General features: G+C 71.1%; 19 protein-coding genes, 1 tRNA gene and 1 rRNA gene. 12 read left to right on the top strand and 9 right to left on the bottom strand.

Going from position 1 to position 16,388, the window contains the following annotated elements:
* The first annotated feature begins 100 nt into the window (after positions 1-100).
* The 3 genes from BM236_RS18325 to BM236_RS18315 are packed head-to-tail and all read left to right on the top strand — an operon-like array spanning position 101 to position 1,759.
* On the top strand, positions 101-691 hold the full coding sequence (locus BM236_RS18325) for a DUF4916 domain-containing protein (protein ID WP_091126693.1): 591 nt from the start codon (positions 101-103) through the stop codon (positions 689-691).
* A 47-nt stretch (positions 692-738) separates the two neighbouring features.
* Positions 739-1,338: a hypothetical protein gene (locus BM236_RS18320; RefSeq protein ID WP_139230166.1), complete on the top strand. Its 600-nt coding sequence runs from the start codon at positions 739-741 to the stop codon at positions 1,336-1,338.
* A complete protein-coding gene (locus tag BM236_RS18315; RefSeq protein WP_217645410.1) occupies positions 1,331-1,759 on the top strand; it encodes a MazG nucleotide pyrophosphohydrolase domain-containing protein in 429 nt (142 codons plus the stop codon). Before BM236_RS18320 ends, BM236_RS18315 begins: the two co-directional genes overlap by 8 nt.
* Positions 1,760-1,832: 73 nt before the next feature.
* Here BM236_RS18315 and BM236_RS18310 read toward each other — a convergent pair whose 3' ends face one another.
* Positions 1,833-2,462: a malonic semialdehyde reductase gene (locus BM236_RS18310; RefSeq protein ID WP_091126690.1), complete on the bottom strand. Its 630-nt coding sequence runs from the start codon at positions 2,460-2,462 to the stop codon at positions 1,833-1,835.
* A 95-nt stretch (positions 2,463-2,557) separates the two neighbouring features.
* On the opposite strand from BM236_RS18310, the gene BM236_RS18305 reads away from it, so the two are divergent.
* Together BM236_RS18305 and eno are read left to right on the top strand one after the other, a co-directional pair.
* Complete coding sequence (locus BM236_RS18305) at positions 2,558-2,965, top strand: winged helix-turn-helix transcriptional regulator (protein WP_091126689.1); 408 nt, start codon at positions 2,558-2,560, stop codon at positions 2,963-2,965.
* A gap of 98 nt (positions 2,966-3,063) precedes the next feature.
* Positions 3,064-4,353: a phosphopyruvate hydratase gene (gene eno / locus BM236_RS18300; protein ID WP_091126687.1), complete on the top strand. Its 1,290-nt coding sequence runs from the start codon at positions 3,064-3,066 to the stop codon at positions 4,351-4,353.
* Between the two features lie 64 nt (positions 4,354-4,417).
* On the opposite strand, the gene BM236_RS19565 is transcribed toward eno, so the two are convergent.
* The 4 genes from BM236_RS19565 to BM236_RS18280 all read right to left on the bottom strand — a co-directional run bounded on the left by BM236_RS19565 (position 4,418) and on the right by BM236_RS18280 (position 7,497).
* Entirely contained in the window at positions 4,418-5,365 is a 948-nt protein-coding gene (locus BM236_RS19565) for a tail fiber protein (protein ID WP_217645409.1), read from the bottom strand.
* Positions 5,366-5,512: 147 nt separating this feature from the next.
* On the bottom strand, positions 5,513-6,001 hold the full coding sequence (locus BM236_RS19560; protein ID WP_091126686.1) for a collagen-like protein: 489 nt from the start codon (positions 5,999-6,001) through the stop codon (positions 5,513-5,515).
* A gap of 478 nt (positions 6,002-6,479) precedes the next feature.
* A complete protein-coding gene (locus BM236_RS19150; protein ID WP_175507753.1) occupies positions 6,480-7,028 on the bottom strand; it encodes a tetratricopeptide repeat protein in 549 nt (182 codons plus the stop codon).
* 46 nt (positions 7,029-7,074) lie between these two features.
* Positions 7,075-7,497, bottom strand: coding sequence for a pyridoxamine 5'-phosphate oxidase family protein (locus BM236_RS18280; protein ID WP_091126683.1), 423 nt, complete (start codon positions 7,495-7,497; stop codon positions 7,075-7,077).
* 190 nt (positions 7,498-7,687) lie between these two features.
* Here BM236_RS18280 and BM236_RS18275 point away from each other — a divergent pair, with 190 nt between their 5' ends.
* The 4 genes from BM236_RS18275 (at position 7,688) to BM236_RS18260 (ending at position 9,866) form a co-directional block, all read left to right on the top strand.
* The gene (locus BM236_RS18275; protein ID WP_091126681.1) at positions 7,688-8,287 is read left to right on the top strand and encodes an FtsB family cell division protein; all 600 of its coding nucleotides are present in this window, start codon (positions 7,688-7,690) and stop codon (positions 8,285-8,287) included.
* Positions 8,288-8,310: 23 nt separating this feature from the next.
* Entirely contained in the window at positions 8,311-8,781 is a 471-nt protein-coding gene (locus BM236_RS18270) for a DUF501 domain-containing protein (RefSeq protein ID WP_245750425.1), read from the top strand.
* Positions 8,774-9,733, top strand: a complete 960-nt coding sequence (locus BM236_RS18265) for a Ppx/GppA phosphatase family protein (protein WP_091126678.1) — start codon at positions 8,774-8,776, stop codon at positions 9,731-9,733. The genes BM236_RS18270 and BM236_RS18265 overlap by 8 nt, the downstream gene beginning before the upstream one ends.
* A 56-nt stretch (positions 9,734-9,789) precedes the next feature.
* Positions 9,790-9,866: transfer RNA gene (locus BM236_RS18260), tRNA-Leu, on the top strand.
* 273 nt (positions 9,867-10,139) lie between these two features.
* Here the strand turns inward: BM236_RS18260 and BM236_RS18255 are convergent.
* Positions 10,140-10,817: a VC0807 family protein gene (locus BM236_RS18255; protein WP_091126676.1), complete on the bottom strand. Its 678-nt coding sequence runs from the start codon at positions 10,815-10,817 to the stop codon at positions 10,140-10,142.
* 247 nt (positions 10,818-11,064) lie between these two features.
* Here BM236_RS18255 and BM236_RS18250 point away from each other — a divergent pair, with 247 nt between their 5' ends.
* Complete coding sequence (locus BM236_RS18250) at positions 11,065-11,925, top strand: Bax inhibitor-1/YccA family protein (RefSeq protein ID WP_091126674.1); 861 nt, start codon at positions 11,065-11,067, stop codon at positions 11,923-11,925.
* Between the two features lie 67 nt (positions 11,926-11,992).
* On the opposite strand, the gene BM236_RS18245 is transcribed toward BM236_RS18250, so the two are convergent.
* On the bottom strand, positions 11,993-13,006 hold the full coding sequence (locus BM236_RS18245) for an SGNH/GDSL hydrolase family protein (RefSeq protein WP_245750424.1): 1,014 nt from the start codon (positions 13,004-13,006) through the stop codon (positions 11,993-11,995).
* Positions 13,007-13,102: 96 nt separating this feature from the next.
* Here BM236_RS18245 and BM236_RS18240 point away from each other — a divergent pair, with 96 nt between their 5' ends.
* The gene (locus BM236_RS18240; protein WP_091126673.1) at positions 13,103-14,500 is read left to right on the top strand and encodes a cystathionine beta-synthase; all 1,398 of its coding nucleotides are present in this window, start codon (positions 13,103-13,105) and stop codon (positions 14,498-14,500) included.
* Between the two features lie 46 nt (positions 14,501-14,546).
* Here BM236_RS18240 and BM236_RS18235 read toward each other — a convergent pair whose 3' ends face one another.
* Together BM236_RS18235 and BM236_RS18230 are read right to left on the bottom strand one after the other, a co-directional pair.
* Complete coding sequence (locus BM236_RS18235) at positions 14,547-15,185, bottom strand: PilZ domain-containing protein (RefSeq protein ID WP_175507752.1); 639 nt, start codon at positions 15,183-15,185, stop codon at positions 14,547-14,549.
* 105 nt (positions 15,186-15,290) lie between these two features.
* Entirely contained in the window at positions 15,291-15,701 is a 411-nt protein-coding gene (locus BM236_RS18230) for a YchJ family protein (protein ID WP_091126669.1), read from the bottom strand.
* 545 nt (positions 15,702-16,246) lie between these two features.
* Here BM236_RS18230 and BM236_RS18225 point away from each other — a divergent pair.
* Positions 16,247-16,388, top strand: a 16S ribosomal RNA gene (locus BM236_RS18225); the annotation flags it as partial.

Genomic DNA, 16,388 nt, shown 5'->3' with positions numbered 1-16,388 from the left:
CTTCGCCTAGCGGCTCCGGCTACTCGACCAGCGAAGCGGGCGGGCCTCAGCCTCGACCAGCGGGGTCATCCGCGGAGCGGGCCCCCGATAAAGTCTCCCCATGACGATGGAGGCCTTCGGCGAGGAGTTCGGCGAGGAGTCGTCGCGCTGGCAGCTGCCGGAGGACCTCTCCGGCACCACCGAGCCCGGCTGGCTGAGCGAGGGCGAGCTGGCGGAGACCCGTGGTCGCGTCCCGATGCTGTACGTCGAGGCGCTGCCGGTCCGCGTCGAGCCGGACGGCCGCGTCGCGAGCGTCGGCCTGCTGCTGCGCGGTTCGCCGACCACCGGACGGATCACCCGCTCGCTGGTGTCGGGGCGTGTCCTGCACGGCGAGCGGATCCGCGACGCGCTCATGCGCCACCTCGAGAAGGATCTCGGCCCGACCGCGTTCCCGGTGCTCCCGGTGAGCACCGTCCCGGCAGCGGTCGCGGAGTACTTCCCCTGGCCCGACCGGCTCCACGACCCGCGGCAGCACGCCGTGTCGCTGGCCTTCGTCGTGCCCGTGTCGGGGGAGTGCCAGCCGCGTCAGGACGCCCTCGAGATCACCTGGCTGACCCCGGAGGAGGCGGTGGAGGAGGCGATCGCCGCCGACATGGAGGGCGGTCGCGGCGCTCTGCTGCGCCAGCTCATGCACCACGCCGGCGCGCTCTGAGCGACGCCCCGAGCGACCGCACAGACCCATCCTCTAAGGTGCACATCGTGCGCCGCGTCACACTCCTGACCGCTCCTGTCCTCGCCTTCCTGCTCGCCGCCTGCGGCAGCTCCGGGCCCCAGCCCGGCACCGCGCTCGAGCTCGACGGCCAGCGGGTGACCACCCGCCACCTCGACGACATCGCGTCGCGCTACTGCAGCGCGCTGGCGCAGGTCGGCACCAAGGTCACCACGCAGGCGGTCCGCAAGCAGGTCGTCAGCGCGCTGGCCCTGCGGCTGATGGGTGAGCGGTTCTCCGCCGCCGAGGGGGTCGAGCCGGATTCGTCGTACGACGCCCAGGTGGCCCAGCTCGAGCCGCAGCTGACCGCCTTCGACCAGAAGACGCAGGACGCCATCATCGAGGTCGAGGGCGCGGAGTCGTTCGCCACGGCGCTCGTCAACAGCGGCGGCCAGCAGCGGTTCACCGACTGGCTCGGCGACCAGCACGTCGTCGTGAACCCTGTCTACGGCGTCACCATCGACGGTGACTCGTTCAAGCACGTCGACCCGAGCCTCTCCGTCGCCGCCAGCTCCGAGGCCAAGACCGCGGTCGACAACGCGTCGAACCCGTCGGCCGCGCCGGCGACCGGCAGCCGCGCCTGTGCCTGACGCCGTACCCAGCCCGAACGCCGGCGCCGAGCCGCTGGCGACGGGGGAGGGGCTGGTCGAGTTCCTCGACCTGATGCGGCTCATGCGGGAGCGCTGCGCCTGGAAGGCGTCGCAGTCGCACCAGAGCCTGGCGCGCTATCTGCGCGAGGAGTCGGACGAGGTGCTCGAGGCGATCGAGGAGGGCGACCCGCAGCACCTCGCCGAGGAGCTCGGGGACCTGTTGCTGCAGATCTACTTCCACGCCGCGATCGCCGAGGAGGCCGGCGAGTTCACGATGGACGACGTGATCGCGGGGCTCACCGCCAAGATGAAGCGTCGCAACCCGCACGTCTTCGGCCCGGAGTCGCAGACCGGCCGCCGCTACTCGATCGAGGAGATCGAGGAGCTCTGGCAGGCCGCCAAGGCCGCCGAGAAGAAGTAGCCGACAAGAAGTAGCCCAGTCGGCAGAAGCTCACGCTGCTCGCGAGAACTTCTGCCGACCCGGCGGCGCGGGATCAGGCCCAGGCGACGGCCTTGTCGGTGTCGACGCGGGGGAGCCGGTCGAACCAGGCGTTCTCGCCCGGGTGGCCGATGTTGACGACCATGAGGGTCGTCCAGTCGCCCTCGGGGAAGAACTCGGCGTCGATGCCGGCCTTGTCGTAGCCGCCCATCGGGCCGGCGGCGAGACCGGCAGCGCGGATGGCGAGGATGAACGCGCCGGCCTGCAGAGCGGCGGAGAAGTTGCCGGCGCCGTGGCGGGCGTCCTCGTCGGAGGCGAAGTAGTCCTTCATCTCCGGGCGGATCGGGAAGACGTTGGGGATCTCCTCGTGCCAGTTGGTGTCGTAGGCGACGATCGCGGTCACCGGGGCCGACGCGGTCTTGGCGCGGTTGCCGTCGGCCATGTGCGGGACGAGGCGGTCCTTGCCCTCCGGCGTGCGCACGAAGACGACGCGCATCGGCTGGGTGTTGGCCATCGTGGGGGTGAAGCGGGTGAGCTCCCAGACGTCGCGCAGCTCGTCGTCGGACACCGGGATGTCGGCGAAGCTGTTCACGCTGCGGGCGTGGGTGAAGACGATCTCGCGTCCACGGGCGTCGAGGGGCTGGAGGGCGACGGGGGCCGTGGTGGGCTCGGTGGTGGCAGTCATGCCGCTTTCAACTACGGGGTCACTCCGATGATTCCCGTAACTCCGGAAAAAGAAGTCACACGCGGAATCCGCTGGCTCGGACGTACCCTTGGCCCATGCCTACAGAGGACGTCGTCGTCGAGCATCGCGAGTGTGCCAGTGCCCTCTCGCGCGCCTTCGGATTCCTCGGCAAGCGGTGGAACGGCATCCTGCTCGGCGTCCTGCTCGGCGGTCCGGCGGGGTACGCCGAGCTGAAGCGTGCCGTGCCGGGGATCAGCGACTCGATGCTGTCGGAGCGGCTGGCGGAGCTCACCAGGGCCGGGCTGTTCCAGCGGCTCGTCGACCCGGGTCCGCCGGTCTCGGTGACGTACCAGCTGACCGCGTCCGGCCAGGCTCTCGCGCCGGCCTTCGCCGCCATCACGACCTGGGCCGAGGAGAACCTCCCCGGCACCGGCACCGGCACCGGCACCGGCACCGGCACCGGCACCGGCACCGGCGCCAACGCCTGCGGTGAGGACGCCTGACCCTCGCCGACGAGCGAGACACCGGGCGCGCCGTGCTCCCGCTGACGACTAGGCTGACGGGCGGTCCACCGACCCCACCGACCTAGGAGTTCATTCACGTGTCTGCGATCGAAGCCGTCGGCGCCCGAGAGATCCTCGACTCGCGCGGCAACCCCACTGTCGAGGTCGAGGTCCTCCTCGAGGACGGCATCTTCGCCCGCGCCGCGGTCCCGTCCGGCGCTTCCACCGGCGCCTTCGAGGCCGTCGAGCTGCGCGACGGCGACGAGCGGTACGCCGGCAAGGGAGTGCTCAAGGCCGTCGACGCCGTCATCAACACCCTCGCGCCCGTCGTCGAGGGACTCGACGCCGACGACCAGCGCCTCGTCGACCAGGCGATGATCGACGCCGACGGCACGCCCAACAAGGCCAACGTCGGCGCCAACGCGATCCTCGGCGTCTCGCTGGCCGTCGCCCGGGCCGCCGCGGACTCCGCCGGCCTGCCGCTCTACCGCTACGTCGGCGGCCCGAACGCGCACCTGCTGCCGGTCCCGATGATGAACATCCTCAACGGCGGCTCGCACGCCGACTCCAACGTGGACGTCCAGGAGTTCATGATCGCCCCGATCGGCGCTCCGACCTTCCGCGAGGCGCTGCGCTCGGGCGCGGAGGTCTACCACGCGCTCAAGTCGGTCCTGAAGAAGAAGGGCCTCTCGACCGGGCTCGGCGACGAGGGCGGCTTCGCGCCGAACCTGGACAGCAACCGCGCCGCGCTCGACCTGATCGCCGAGGCGGTCGCCAACGCGGGCTACGAGCTCGGCAAGGACATCGCGCTGGCGATGGACGTCGCCGCGTCCGAGTTCTTCAACGCCGACAAGGGGGCCGGCTCCTACACCTTCGAGGGCGCCGGGAAGAGCACTGACGAGATGGTCGACTACTACGTCGACCTGGCGTCGTCGTACCCGATCGTCTCCATCGAGGACCCGCTCGACGAGGAGGACTGGGACGGCTGGAAGGCGATCACCGACGCCCTCGGCAACAAGACCCAGCTCGTCGGCGACGACCTCTTCGTCACCAACGTCGAGCGGCTGGCCCGGGGCATCGAGGGCGGCCAGGCCAACGCGCTGCTGGTCAAGGTCAACCAGATCGGTTCGCTGACCGAGACGCTCGACTCCGTCGACCTCGCCCACCGCAGCGGCTACCGCTGCATGATGAGCCACCGCTCCGGCGAGACCGAGGACACCACGATCGCCGACCTCGCCGTCGCCGTGAACTGCGGCCAGATCAAGACCGGCGCACCGGCGCGGTCCGACCGCGTCGCGAAGTACAACCAGCTGCTCCGCATCGAGGACGAGCTCGCCGAGGCCGCGCGCTACGCCGGCCGCGGCGCGTTCCCGCGCTACCAGGGCTGACGCCTGCACGAACGGCAACGGCCGCGCTCCTCGAGGGGAGCGCGGCCGTTGCCGTTCGTGCAGGTCAGCGCCGAGATGGGTAGATGCCCTCGTCGCAGATCGCGTACGTCATGCCGGTCGGGGTGACCGGGCGCAGGTCGGGCAGCGCGAACGTCGTCGTACCGTTGCCGCCGAAGGTAGTGCCCATGAGGCTGAACAGCGCCGTGTTCTGGGCGATCGACAGCAGCCGACCGTCGGCCGGCAGACCGAGCGCCAGGTTGCCGGCGAATAGGATGGCCTGGCCGAGCGTGCATTCCGACGGCGGGTACGCCAGGGCGGTCGACATCGCCTCGCCATCGAATCGGCTCGCGAACGTGCTCCACGACGACGCGGTGCCGTTCCACAGGTCGACCTGCGCAGCGGTGACGCCCGTGCCGGCAGGGCCCTGAGGGCCGGTCGCTCCTTGCGGACCGGTCTCGCCCTGCGGTCCTGCCGGACCGGTGGCACCGGTCGCGCCCTGCGGTCCTGCCGGGCCCTGCGGGCCGGTCGAACCGGTCGCGCCGGTCGCGCCGGTCGCCCCCGCGGCACCGTCGGCTCCGGCGGCACCGGTCGCGCCCTGCGGGCCGATCGGGCCGGCAGGCCCGATGTCGCCGGTCGGCCCGGCCGGTCCGGCCGGGCCCTGCGGACCCTGGGGGCCGGTGTCACCGGTGGCGCCGGTCGGTCCGGCCGGCCCGGTGGCGCCCGTGGCACCGGTCGCGCCGGTCGCGCCGTGGACACCAGCGGTGCCGGCGGGCCCGGCCGGGCCCTGCTTGACGCTCTTCATGTTGGGGTGCCAGACGATGCTCTGCTCGCCGGGCCGGCAGCCGCGGCTCAGGCTCACGATGCGGAGCTTGCCGGTCTTGACCGTGTAGCAGGCCTTCACGTTGTGTGAGGTCGTGGCGGCGTCGGCCTGCGTCGTGGCGAGCATGACGCCGCCGAACACGAGAGAGCCGATCGAGGCGAGGACAGCCGTCCTGCGGGAGTGGGGGTTCACCGGCCGCACGCTAGGCCGTGATCCGCCGGACCTGAGGAGAATCCTCGAAGTCGGGACACAGGTCCCGGGTCGGCCGGTCGACCGTGCCGGAACGACCGCGACGGCCGCGCTCCCGGGGCGGGAGCGCGGCCGTGGTGCGGTCGGTCGCTACTTGGCGCAGACGGTGTAGGCGGTGACCGGCGTGTTGGCGTCGGTGTAGATCGTGACGGTCCAGTACTGCACCGAGGCCAGCTCCGCCGGGCCCAGTGTGCCGCCACTGGCGTTGCTCGGATACGACGCCATCAGCATGTCGTTCGAGCCGGTGCCGTAGACGCCGCCGCCGATCGCGACCTCGCCCGTCGTGCACGCTCCGCCCGTCGCCCGCAGTGCTCCAGCCTCCGCGAGCGATCGCGTCGCCGTTGCGTAGCGGACTCCGCTGAAGCCACCAGCAGCCCCGGCCGGACCGGCCGGACCGGGGTCGCCCTTCGGGCCCTGGACGCCCTGGATCCCCTGAGATCCCTGGGGGCCCGGGTCGCCCTGCGGCCCGGTCGCGCCGGCCGCGCCGGTCGCACCCTGCTCGCCCGGCTCACCCTGCGGCCCCGCCGGTCCCTGCGGACCGACGGACCCGGTCGACCCGTCCGTGCCTTGCGGACCCATAGGGCCGACGGGACCGATCGCCCCGGTCGGCCCCGTCGGGCCCTCGGCACCCGCCGGGCCCGCAGGACCGGTGGCCCCGGTCGCGCCCGTAGCGCCCGTAGCACCGGTGGCACCCGTGGGCCCGGCCGGACCGGCCGGGCCCCGCTTGCCGCCTTTGCCGGACGTCGCGGTGGGGTGCCAGACGATGCTCTGCTCGCCCGGGCGGCACGAGCTCGTCGGCTTCACGACGCGGAGCTTGCCGGACTTGGGTGCATAACAGGCCTTCACGTCATGTGAGGTCGTGGCAGCGTCAGCGTGCGTGGTGGGCAGCAGAACGCCGCCGAACACGAGTGCGCCGATCGAGGCGAGGACAGCCGTCCTGGGGGAGTGGGGGTTCACCGACGGGACGCTAGGGCCGGCGAAGGGCGGACCTGAGAGAAAATGTCGAAGTGAGGACGCAGGTCCTGGCTCGCTGATCGAGAGTGCCAGAAGGTCGGGATCAGTCCGCGTACGTCGGGGCGGGGACCGACTTCATCGACGGGTCGAGCCGGAGGCCCTGGGCAAGTTCGGCCGCACCCTCGTCCTTCTGACCGAGGTGCACCAGCGCGAAGCCGAGCCGCATGTGGGCCGCCGCGTTGTCGGGATCGCTCGTCAGCGCCTTCCGGTAGAGCGCGACGGCCTGGTCGAGGTCGTCGTCCTCGAGCAGGATGGCCTTGTTGTAGAGGGCCGAGGTGAGCGTGGGCAGGGCGGCCAGCGCGTCGTCGTACTCCTTGCCCGCGGCGTCGTCATCGCCGGCCTGCTGCGCGAGGTAGCCGAGGTTGTAGTGCGCGTAGGCGTTCTTCGGGTCGAGGTCGAGCGCCTTGTCGAAGGTCGTCGTCGCCGCGTCGGGATCGCCGTCGGCGAGCTGGTCGAGGCCCTTCTTGACCAGCTTGGCGGCCGCCTTCGCGTCGGCTGACGACTTCTTGTCGCCCTCGTCGTCGCCGCAGGCGGTCAGCCCGGTGCTGACCAGGACGAGGAGCGCGACGGAGGCGAAGAGGCGACGGAGCACGGCGGTCACCTTAGTCGAGCGGGTGCCGTCGCGCGGTCGGAACGGCTCAGTCCGCGAGGGAGGCGGACAGCAGGAAGCGGTCGACCTCGATCCGCAGGGCGACCCGCTCGGGATTGGGCCGTGGGACGCGGTACCGCCCTGTGTAGCAACTCTCGGCTCGCCGTACCGCCTCCGGGTCCGCGAGGACGCGAGCGCGACCCTCGAGCGTGGACCACCGCGCGCCGTCGACCTGGCAGGCTGCCACGCGGCTCCCGTCCGGACCGGCCGCCGCGACGTGGCGAGCCTTGTGCGACGCGCCATGGGTGATCACCCAGGCGCACCGCTCTTCGTGGTCGAGGACCACCCCGACCGGCACCACATGGGGGCGCCCGTCCGCTCGGACGGTGGTCAGGGCGCACAGGTGACGTTCGGTCCAGAAGTCGCGCAGAGCGGGCGGGAACCCGTCCCAACCGGGCGTCCAGGAGGTCATGCGGGCCAGTCTCCCCGACGGCGGTTCACCGACCCGACTCGTCGCGAGCCGTCGGTGCTCCACCGGGCACGCGTCACGTCGCCGCGGTAGTGCCGGGCCCGGGCCGGCGAGCCGAGGAGTTCGCGAAAACTGGCCCGGCTCGGCGGGTGAGGCACGGATTCGGGGGGTCGGGTCAGGGAGAATCGCCCGCATGACCGACCAGCGACGCAGCACCGGCCGCGGTGGCACCCGCGGGCCGAGCGGTCGCACCGGTCCCGGCCGTACGCCGGCCGCCCGCCGCGCCGCCGAGGCCCGCGCGGCAGCGGCCGCCGCCGCCGACCGGCTGACGAGGATCGACCCGCGGGCGAACCCCAAGCTGACCGGCCGGGCTGCCGTGCTCGTGCTCGTGGTGGCGGTGCTGGTGGTGTCGTTCGCGTCCTCGCTGAAGGCCTACCTGCAGCAGCGCGACCACATCGACGAGCTGCGCGCGCAGATCGCCCAGCGCACCCAGCGGATCGACGAGCTCCAGACCGAGAAGGAGCGGTGGAAAGACCCGGCCTTCGTCGAGAAGGAGGCCCGCGAGCGATTCGGCTACGTCATGCCGGGGGAGACCGCCTACGTCGCGCTCGACGCCAACGGCAACCTGATCAAGCCGAAGGCCGAGCTGACCTCGCCCGACGCGGTCGGCGACAAGAAGCCGAAGGCGTGGTGGGAGGATGCGTGGGCGTCGGTGCAGCTCGCCGGGGACCCGCCGGCCCTCGACCAGCGCGAGCCCGCGCGCAAGATCAACGGACTGAAGGACGCTCAGTGATCGACCCCGCCGACGAGAGGGCGGTGGCAGCCCAGCTCGGCCGGTTGCCGCGAGGCATCCACGAGATCGGCCACCGCTGCCCCTGCTCGCTGCCCGACGTCGTCACGACCGAGCCGCGTCTGCCCGACGGCACGCCGTTCCCGACGACCTACTACCTCACCTGCCCGCGCGCGGCCTCCCGCATCGGCACCCTCGAGGGCGAGGGCCGGATGAAGGCGATGCAGGACCGGCTCGGCACCGACCCCGAGCTGGCCGCCGCCTACCGCAACGCCCACGAGCGCTACCTCGCCGCGCGTGCCGAGCTGGGTCAGGTGGACGAGATCGAGGGCATCTCGGCCGGCGGCATGCCCGACCGGGTTAAGTGCCTGCACGTCCTCGCCGGGCAGTCGCTCGCGCAGGGCCGCGGCGTCAACCCGCTCGGCGACGAGGTGCTCGACGAGCTCGGCGCGTGGTGGGCGAGCGGCCCCTGTGTCGAGGTGCCTCCGGGTGGTTGAGGAGCTTGCGCAGCAAGCGTCGCGAAACCGACGGGTCGCCGCGATCGACTGCGGCACCAACACCATCAAGCTGCTGATCGGCACGCACACCGGCGACGGTCTCGACGTGGCGGTCCGCGAGGCCCGGATGGTCCGCCTCGGCCAGGGCCTCGACGCCTCGGGCGTGATCGCCGCCGAGGCGCTGGAGCGCGCGTTCGCCGCCATCGACGAGTACGCCGACCTCATCCGTGACCACGGGGCCGACCGCGTCCGCTTCGTGGCGACCTCGGCGACCCGGGACGCTGCCAACGCCGAGGTGTTCACCGCCGGCGTGCGCGACCGGCTCGGCGTCGAGCCGGAGGTCGTGTCGGGTGCGGAGGAGGCGGCCCTCGCCTTCGACGGCGCGGTCCGCAACCTGCGCCACACGCCCGACCTGCCCGCACTGGTCGTCGACATCGGCGGCGGCTCGACCGAGCTGATCCTCGGGACCGCGCTGACCTCGGCGCCGAGCGCCGCCCACTCGATGGACATCGGCTCCGTGCGGCTGCACGAGCGGCACCTCCGCTCGGACCCGCCCACGATGGACGAGGTCGCCGCCTGCGTGCGCGACATCGACGACCACCTCGACCGGAGCCCCGTCTCCCCGACGGCGGCCGCCGGCGTCATCGGCGTGGCCGGGACGACCACCACGGTCGCCGCGGGGGTGCTCGACCTGCCGGCGTACGACCGCGACGCCATCGACCAGGCCGAGCTGGCCGTCGACCACGTGCACGCGCTGGTCGACCGGCTCGTCGCCATGACCGTCGCCGAGCGGCTGGCGCTCCCTTGGATGCACCCCGGCCGTGCCGACGTGATCGCCGCTGGCGCGCTCATCCTCAGCCGGGTGCTGCGCCGGACGCCGGCGGCGACGCTGCTCGTCTCGGAGAGCGACATCCTCGACGGCATCGCCTGGTCGCTGGTCGAGCCCCATTAGCCTCGGGACGTCATGCGCGCGCTCTGAGGGGCGAACAGCTCGCGTGACGCCCCGAGGCCCCCGTATCCCAATCGGCAGAGGAATCCGCCTTAAAAGCGGAAGAGTCTGGGTTCGAGTCCCAGCGGGGGCACCAGAGGACTCAACGCACGCGATCATCAGCATCCGTGTCTCGACCGGCCAGCAGGCCGAGTCAGGGCCGGGGTTGCAGGCGCAAGAGGCGGCGTGCGTCGCCTCTGGGAGCGGCTGGGCTCGGCCGCGAAGCCAGCGAGAACCTGAGTTGCGATCGCAGGCGAGGTGTCAGGTGCGGTCACGCCGACGACTCGCCTCGGGCCACCAGGCGCCCACGGGTGTCCGCTTGTCGAACGCCTTCTTGATCGCAGCCTTCGTCAGAACTTCAGGTGATGCGCTACTTGCGGTGGATCAAGCCTTGCTGCCGACCGACTACGACAGCCCACACCAGGGTGACGACGGCTGCGGTCAAGGTCAGGGTGATGATCGCGCCGCCTTTGATCAGCACGAAGTTTGCCGTTGAGAGGGTTTCGAGCAGCCACAAGGTGATCCCTCCCTTGACCAAGATCACCAAGCCCCACATCAGCGTTAGCCGGCGGAAGAGGGCGCGCATCTCGGGCCGCGCCGCCACTGACGCACTCATCGGGTAGAAGTCCGGAGCCAGACGAGCGATCACTGGCCGTGAGGTCCACAACGATCCGAGGAAGATGACGGCGACCGCGAAGTCAGCGAACACAGGCTGCACGAAATACACGAACGCGTTGCCCGTAACGAGGGTGAAGGCCGTCCTGACCGTCAAGATCCCCAGGGTCAACAGCAGCAATCCGGACACCGGCCGCCTGGTCGCATATCGCCAGGCCATCGCACCGACCATCCACGCGAGGGCGACGATTACTGCCGTCGCGACGTTGAAGAGTCGCAGCATCAGCCACAACAACACAGCTGGAGCGATCACGGCCGTCGCCAGACTCACCGCTACGCGAGTCAGGACCTCGCGAGGGTGCAACCCCGCATGTTGCTGATCGACCGACACAACGGCACGGTAGCCGTGCGTTCCGCTGGCAATGCTCGTCATCTGGCGACTTGGCGGTCACTCCTTGGTGAGGTCTCGGCGTCGAGCCCCGTCACAGGGTCGATGCCGTTCGCCGTCCCGCGCGGCGCGGCTGATGGTTCCATCGAAGACCGATGCAAAGATCAGACGTTTCTCAGCCGCCTGCGGAACGGCGCGACGCGACCGAGCGTTGATATCAGTGGTGGCGCCTAGGATGGCGCCATCAGGTGCCGTCAGAGCGACGGCCCTCGGCCTCCGAGGAGAGACCAACATGCAGAGCAACAACCCGGTGTTCAGAAACTCCGAGGGGTTCGGCAAGAACTCCTACGGCAACTCGATGTACGCCGGCAACGGACAGGCCCACACGGGCTTCGGTTCCGGCTCCGGCTACTCCGACCCCAGCACCTGGGGGACCGGAACGCCCGGCGCTCCTGCGCGGACGTCCGCCGGCCCGATGACGATCGACTCGGTCGTCCAGAAGACCGCCATCTCGCTCGGCGTCGTGATCGTCGCAGCGCTGGCCACCTGGATCATGACCCCGTCGCTGGACGACGCCGTCGTCGACCTCGGCCCGATCACGGCCGCCGTGACGATCGGCTCGCTCGGCGCCTTCGCGCTGTCGATGGTCAACTCGTTCAAGCGGGTGATCAGCCCCGCGCTGGTCCTCGTCTTCTGCGCGTTCGAGGGTGTGGCGCTCGGCGCGCTGAGCAAGCTGTTCGACGCGCAGTTCGGTGGCAGCGTCGTCTCGGGCGCCGTCATCGGCACCTTCGCCGCGTTCGCCGGCACCCTGGCGGCGTACAAGTTCTTCGACATCAAGGTCGGCAACAAGTTCCGCACCATCGTGATGGCCGCAGTGCTCGGCATGGTCGGCCTGTCGGTCCTCGAGCTGGTGCTGAGCATGTTCGGTGCCCAGCTCGGGCTCTTCGGCTTCGGTGGCCTCGGCCTGCTGACCGCCGTCGTCGGCCTGGTGCTCGGCGTCTTCATGCTGGTGCTCGACTTCGACTTCGTCGAGCAGGGCATCCGCAACGGCCTCGAGGAGCGCGAGTCGTGGCGGGCGGCGTTCGCGATGACCGTCAGCCTGGTCTGGATCTACACCAACCTGCTGCGCATCCTCGCCGCGTTCCGGCAGTAGTCGGCAACACGTAGAAACGCACAGCGGCCGCTGGGTCCTCCCGGCGGCCGCTGCTGCGTCTGGAGGGTCAGTTCGCGGTCTCGTCCAGCTCTGGCGCCTCGCGGTGCAGCGCCCGCCTGCGGCGACGGCGCAGCGTCACCCACAGACCGCGGATGCCGAAGCGGCGCGCCTCCTCGGGCACGGCCGTGGCGCCGAGCTCGGTGCCCGGCCGGTTGACGGCCCGCAGCGCGGCCGCGGCGATCGGGAGTACCACGCGGCCGCGGACGATCTCCACGTCGGTCGCCTCGTCGCCGACGAGGCCGAGCGCGGCGAGCGTCGACGGGACGAGCACACCGGCGAGGGCGGCGTACCCCGCGGCCGACGGATGGAACTTGTCGGGCCCGAAGAAGAAGCCGGGCTGGGCCCGGAACTCCGCGCCGAGGATGTCGGCCAGTGACAGGGTGCGACCGCCCGCCTGGATGGTCCGCACGGTCTGCTCGGCCGCGACCCGGCGCGACCAGGCCCGCGCCATCTGGCGCAGCGGCGGCAGGATCGGCTGCACCGTCCCGAGGTCCGGGCAGGTGCCGACGACGACCTGGATCCCCGCCTCCTGCAGCCGGCGCACGGCGTGGGCCAGATGGCTGACCGAGGTCCGGGGCCGCTTCAGCCGCACGACGTCGTTGGCCCCGATGAGGATGACCGCGGCATCGGCGCGGAGCAGGATGGCCTGGTCGACCTGGAGGTCGAGGTCGGCGGACAGCGCGCCGACGACCGCGATCTCGTCGAGGTGCACCGGCCGCCCGGTCTGCTCGGAGATGCCGCTTGCGAGCAGCGCACCGGGCGTCTCCTCGACCTCCTCGAGGCCGTAGCCGGCCGCGGAGGAGTCACCGAGCAGGGCGACGCGGATCGGTGCTCCGGGTCGGTGGTGGCCGTACCACCCGGTCGCGTCCGGCGGCGGCTTGAGCTCGACGGCGTGCACCGCCGCATGGGCGAACTTCGCCTCGGCGGCCATCACCGCGAGAAGCCCGAGGAGCGAGGCGCCGAGCCCGCCCGCGGCGACTGCGACGGCCTTGGTCGGGAGGTCTCGGCGGCGGGAACGCACCCTCACACTCTAGAGAACCGCCGATGCGAGTCGTACGCCGCCCGAGTGCCCGTCGCGGAAGGCGGTCGCGGCCGTCCCGACGACTACGGTGGCCCCATGGAGTACGTGGACTCATTGATCGACCTCATCGGCAACACCCCGCTGCTGAGGCTCGGACGCACGCTCGACCTGCCGCAGGGCGATCCCCAGGCCGGCCCCCTCGTCCTCGCGAAGGTCGAGTACCTCAACCCGGGCGGCTCGGTGAAGGACCGGATCGCGACGCGGATGATCGAGGCCGCCGAGGCCTCCGGCGCCCTGCAGCCCGGCGGCACCATCGTGGAGCCGACCTCGGGCAACACGGGCGTGGGCCTGGCCATGGTGGCCCAGAAGAAGGGCTACAAGTGCGTCTTCGTGTGCCCGGACAAGGTCAGCGAGGACAAGCGCAACGTCCTGCGCGCCTACGGCGCCGAGGTGGTGGTCTGCCCGACCGCCGTCCCGCCCGAGCACCCCGACAGCTACTACAACGTCAGTGACCGGCTCTCCAGCCAGCCCGGCGCGTGGAAGCCCGACCAGTACTCCAACCCCAACAATCCGCGCTCGCACTACGAGACCACCGGCCCCGAGATCTGGAAGCAGACCGAGGGGCGGATCACCCACTTCGTCACCGGCGTCGGCACCGGCGGCACGATCAGCGGCATCGGCCGCTACCTCAAGGAGCAGAACCCCGACGTCCAGGTCATCGGGGCCGACCCGGCCGGCTCGGTCTACTCCGGCGGCACCGGTCGCCCCTACCTCGTCGAGGGTGTGGGCGAGGACTTCTGGCCCGAGTGCTACGACCGCGACGTCGCCGACCGGATCATCGAGGTCTCCGACGCCGACTCGTTCGCCTTCACGCGCCGGCTCGCGCGGGAGGAGGCGCTGCTCGTCGGCGGCTCGTCCGGCATGGCGGCGTACGCCGCGAAGCAGCTCGCCCACGAGCTCGCCGAGGCAGGGCGGACCGACGCGGTGATCGTGGTGCTGCTGCCGGACTCCGGCCGCGGCTACCTCACCAAGGTCTTCAACGACGCCTGGCTGGCGCAGTACGGCTTCCCGACCAGCGCCGAAGCTCCCCACCAGACCGTCGGAGAGGTGCTGCGCGGCAAGAGCGGGCGACTGCCCGACCTCGTGCACACCCACCCCAGCGAGACGGTCGCCGAGGCGATCCACATCCTGCAGGAGTACGGCGTCAGCCAGATGCCCGTCGTCCGTGCCGAGCCGCCGATCGTGGCCGCGGAGGTCGCCGGGTCGGTCTCGGAGCGCGGCCTGATGGAGGCGCTCTTCACCGGGAACGCCCGGTTGACCGACTCCGTCGAGCACCACATGTCGCCGCCGCTGCCCACCGTCGGGTCGACCGCCGACGCGCGGGACGCCGTCAAGCAGCTCGAGACCGACGACGCAGTGCTCGTCCACGAGGACGGCAAGCCGGTCGGCGTGCTGACCCGCCAGGACCTCCTGGCCTTCCTCAGCGCGAGCTAGCGGGCCGGCGGCGGCGTCGGGCGGTGCGCGTCGGGGGCGGGCGCGGTCAGTCCTGACCGCGCCGGCGCCGCTGCACCTGCTCGGCGATCAGCGCCCGGCGCAGCTCGCGGGCCTGGGGCTCCGCGAGGCCGAGGATCAGGACCACGTCGACCGCCGGGTCGCCGTTGGGTCGGCTGCTCGGCCAGCTCCGGAGGACCGACGCCCAGTGCTCGAAGGACTCCGACCCGATCGAGAACGTGGTGGAGACGGACGCTCCCTCGACGAACGGCTCCGCCTCGTCGGGTGTGAGACGGAACCGGACCGCCCCCTCGCTCACGTCGGCCAGCGTGCCGGTGATCGTCCCGCCCGCGACGGTGATCGTCCCGGTGCCGTCCATGGGCAGGCGGAAGTGGGCCCGCCGCTGGGCGCGGGTCGCCTCACCCTGGGGAGTCAGGACCCAGAGGGCGACGATCCCCTCCCGCGGCGTCTCGGTGAGCTCGGTCGGCAGGGTGTAGGAGCCGCCCTCGGTCGTCCAGGTCATCTCGATCGCGGCGCCTACCTCCGGGGCGTCCTCGAGCGGGACGTCGAAGGGGCGTCCCACCGTGAAGGCGTGCTGGTCGAGCGCCTCGAGCCGGCTCTGCCAGCTGCGGCCCTCGGCGTCGCGGAGGACGAGGGAGGCGTGAAGGGGAGGGAGTGCGGTGGGCATCGGGGCAGATCTGGTCGGGGACGCTGACTTGCCCATTGTCCGTCACCGCGGCGATGACGGCTCGGGAAGTAAGGGGTGCGGGACGTTGGTCCCTGCCCGACCGACCTAGTCGTCGCCCGCGCCGTCGCCCGCGCCGTCGCCCGCGTCGTCGCTCGGGTCGGTCTCGCCGTCGAGGTAGACCCAGCGTCCGGCGCGCTGCTCGAACCTGCTCCGCTCGTGGAGCTCCCCGGCCCCCGTGCGCGAGAGATAGGAGGCGGTGAACTCCACCCAGTCCTCACCGTGTCCGGAGATGGCGAGCCCGGTCCAGGTCAGGCCAGGGTCGAGCAGGACGTCATCCGGCCGCGTGCGCGGGTGCCAGGTCGCGAAGACGAAGTCCGCGTCTCCCACGACGTAGGCGGAGTAGCGCGCCCGCATCAGCTCGAGGGGGCTGCCGGCGGTCCGGTTGCCCCGGTGCAGTCGCCCGCAGCAGGCGTCGTAGGTGGCGCCCGACCCGCACGGGCAGTCTCGTCCGAACACGACCGCGACCCTAGTACGTCGCGCGGAACCGGCCGCTGACCTGGGAAGACGGCGCACATGCGCTCCCGATTTGTGTCATGCACGTCGGACCTCTAATGTTCTCCGGGTTGCCGCCGGAGCGGCGGGCAGCAAGACCGACAGGTCGGGCTGCCGGCCCCGCAGCGACCACCTCCTTCGACCGATGCTTCGGCTGATGCGTGGTGCCCGGACCGCGAGATTCCGTCGATTAGGCGGGAACGAAAAGTCCGGGATAAAGTACGGAACACCGAAGCAAAGCCCCGGATTAACGCCGGAGCGGATGCTTCGGATAAGCTTCAAACAAGTCCCGTAGGGGAGAGCGAGAGCTTGATCCGCGGTGTGCGTGTGATTCTTGAGAACTCAACAGTGTGTCATAGTCGACGAATTAGTTTGTTATGCCCCGTCGACTGCCTTTTTGGTGGTTGATGGTTTCTTTGACAATTGATTCTGGCAATTTTTTGTCAGTGTCTCCTGTCAGGGCATCTCTTTTTCTCTGCATCGACCTGGTTGGTGTGGGGTGTTGTTTTTCAACGGAGAGTTTGATCCTGGCTCAGGACGAACGCTGGCGGCGTGCTTAACACATGCAAGTCGAGCGGAAAGGCCCTTCGGGGTACTCGAGCGGCGAACGGGTGAGTAACACGTGAGTAATCTGCCCTTCACTTCGGGATA

It is taken from the genome of Nocardioides terrae, from assembly GCF_900112345.1.
Taxonomy (GTDB): Bacteria; Actinomycetota; Actinomycetes; order Propionibacteriales; family Nocardioidaceae; genus Nocardioides; species Nocardioides terrae.
This window is presented reverse-complemented; position numbering and strand designations above follow the sequence as displayed.

Coding starts and splice junctions, on each gene's coding strand:
- BM236_RS18310 (WP_091126690.1), bottom strand. CDS start 2,462: ATGACTGCCACCACCGAGCCCACCACGGCCCCCGTCGCCCTCCAGCCC.
- BM236_RS18305 (WP_091126689.1), top strand. CDS start 2,558: ATGCCTACAGAGGACGTCGTCGTCGAGCATCGCGAGTGTGCCAGTGCC.
- BM236_RS18235 (WP_175507752.1), bottom strand. CDS start 15,185: ATGCCCACCGCACTCCCTCCCCTTCACGCCTCCCTCGTCCTCCGCGAC.
- BM236_RS18240 (WP_091126673.1), top strand. CDS start 13,103: ATGGAGTACGTGGACTCATTGATCGACCTCATCGGCAACACCCCGCTG.
- BM236_RS18275 (WP_091126681.1), top strand. CDS start 7,688: ATGACCGACCAGCGACGCAGCACCGGCCGCGGTGGCACCCGCGGGCCG.
- BM236_RS18325 (WP_091126693.1), top strand. CDS start 101: ATGACGATGGAGGCCTTCGGCGAGGAGTTCGGCGAGGAGTCGTCGCGC.
- BM236_RS19560 (WP_091126686.1), bottom strand. CDS start 6,001: ATGGGTCCGCAAGGCACGGACGGGTCGACCGGGTCCGTCGGTCCGCAG.
- BM236_RS18250 (WP_091126674.1), top strand. CDS start 11,065: ATGCAGAGCAACAACCCGGTGTTCAGAAACTCCGAGGGGTTCGGCAAG.
- BM236_RS18280 (WP_091126683.1), bottom strand. CDS start 7,497: ATGACCTCCTGGACGCCCGGTTGGGACGGGTTCCCGCCCGCTCTGCGC.
- BM236_RS18255 (WP_091126676.1), bottom strand. CDS start 10,817: ATGACGAGCATTGCCAGCGGAACGCACGGCTACCGTGCCGTTGTGTCG.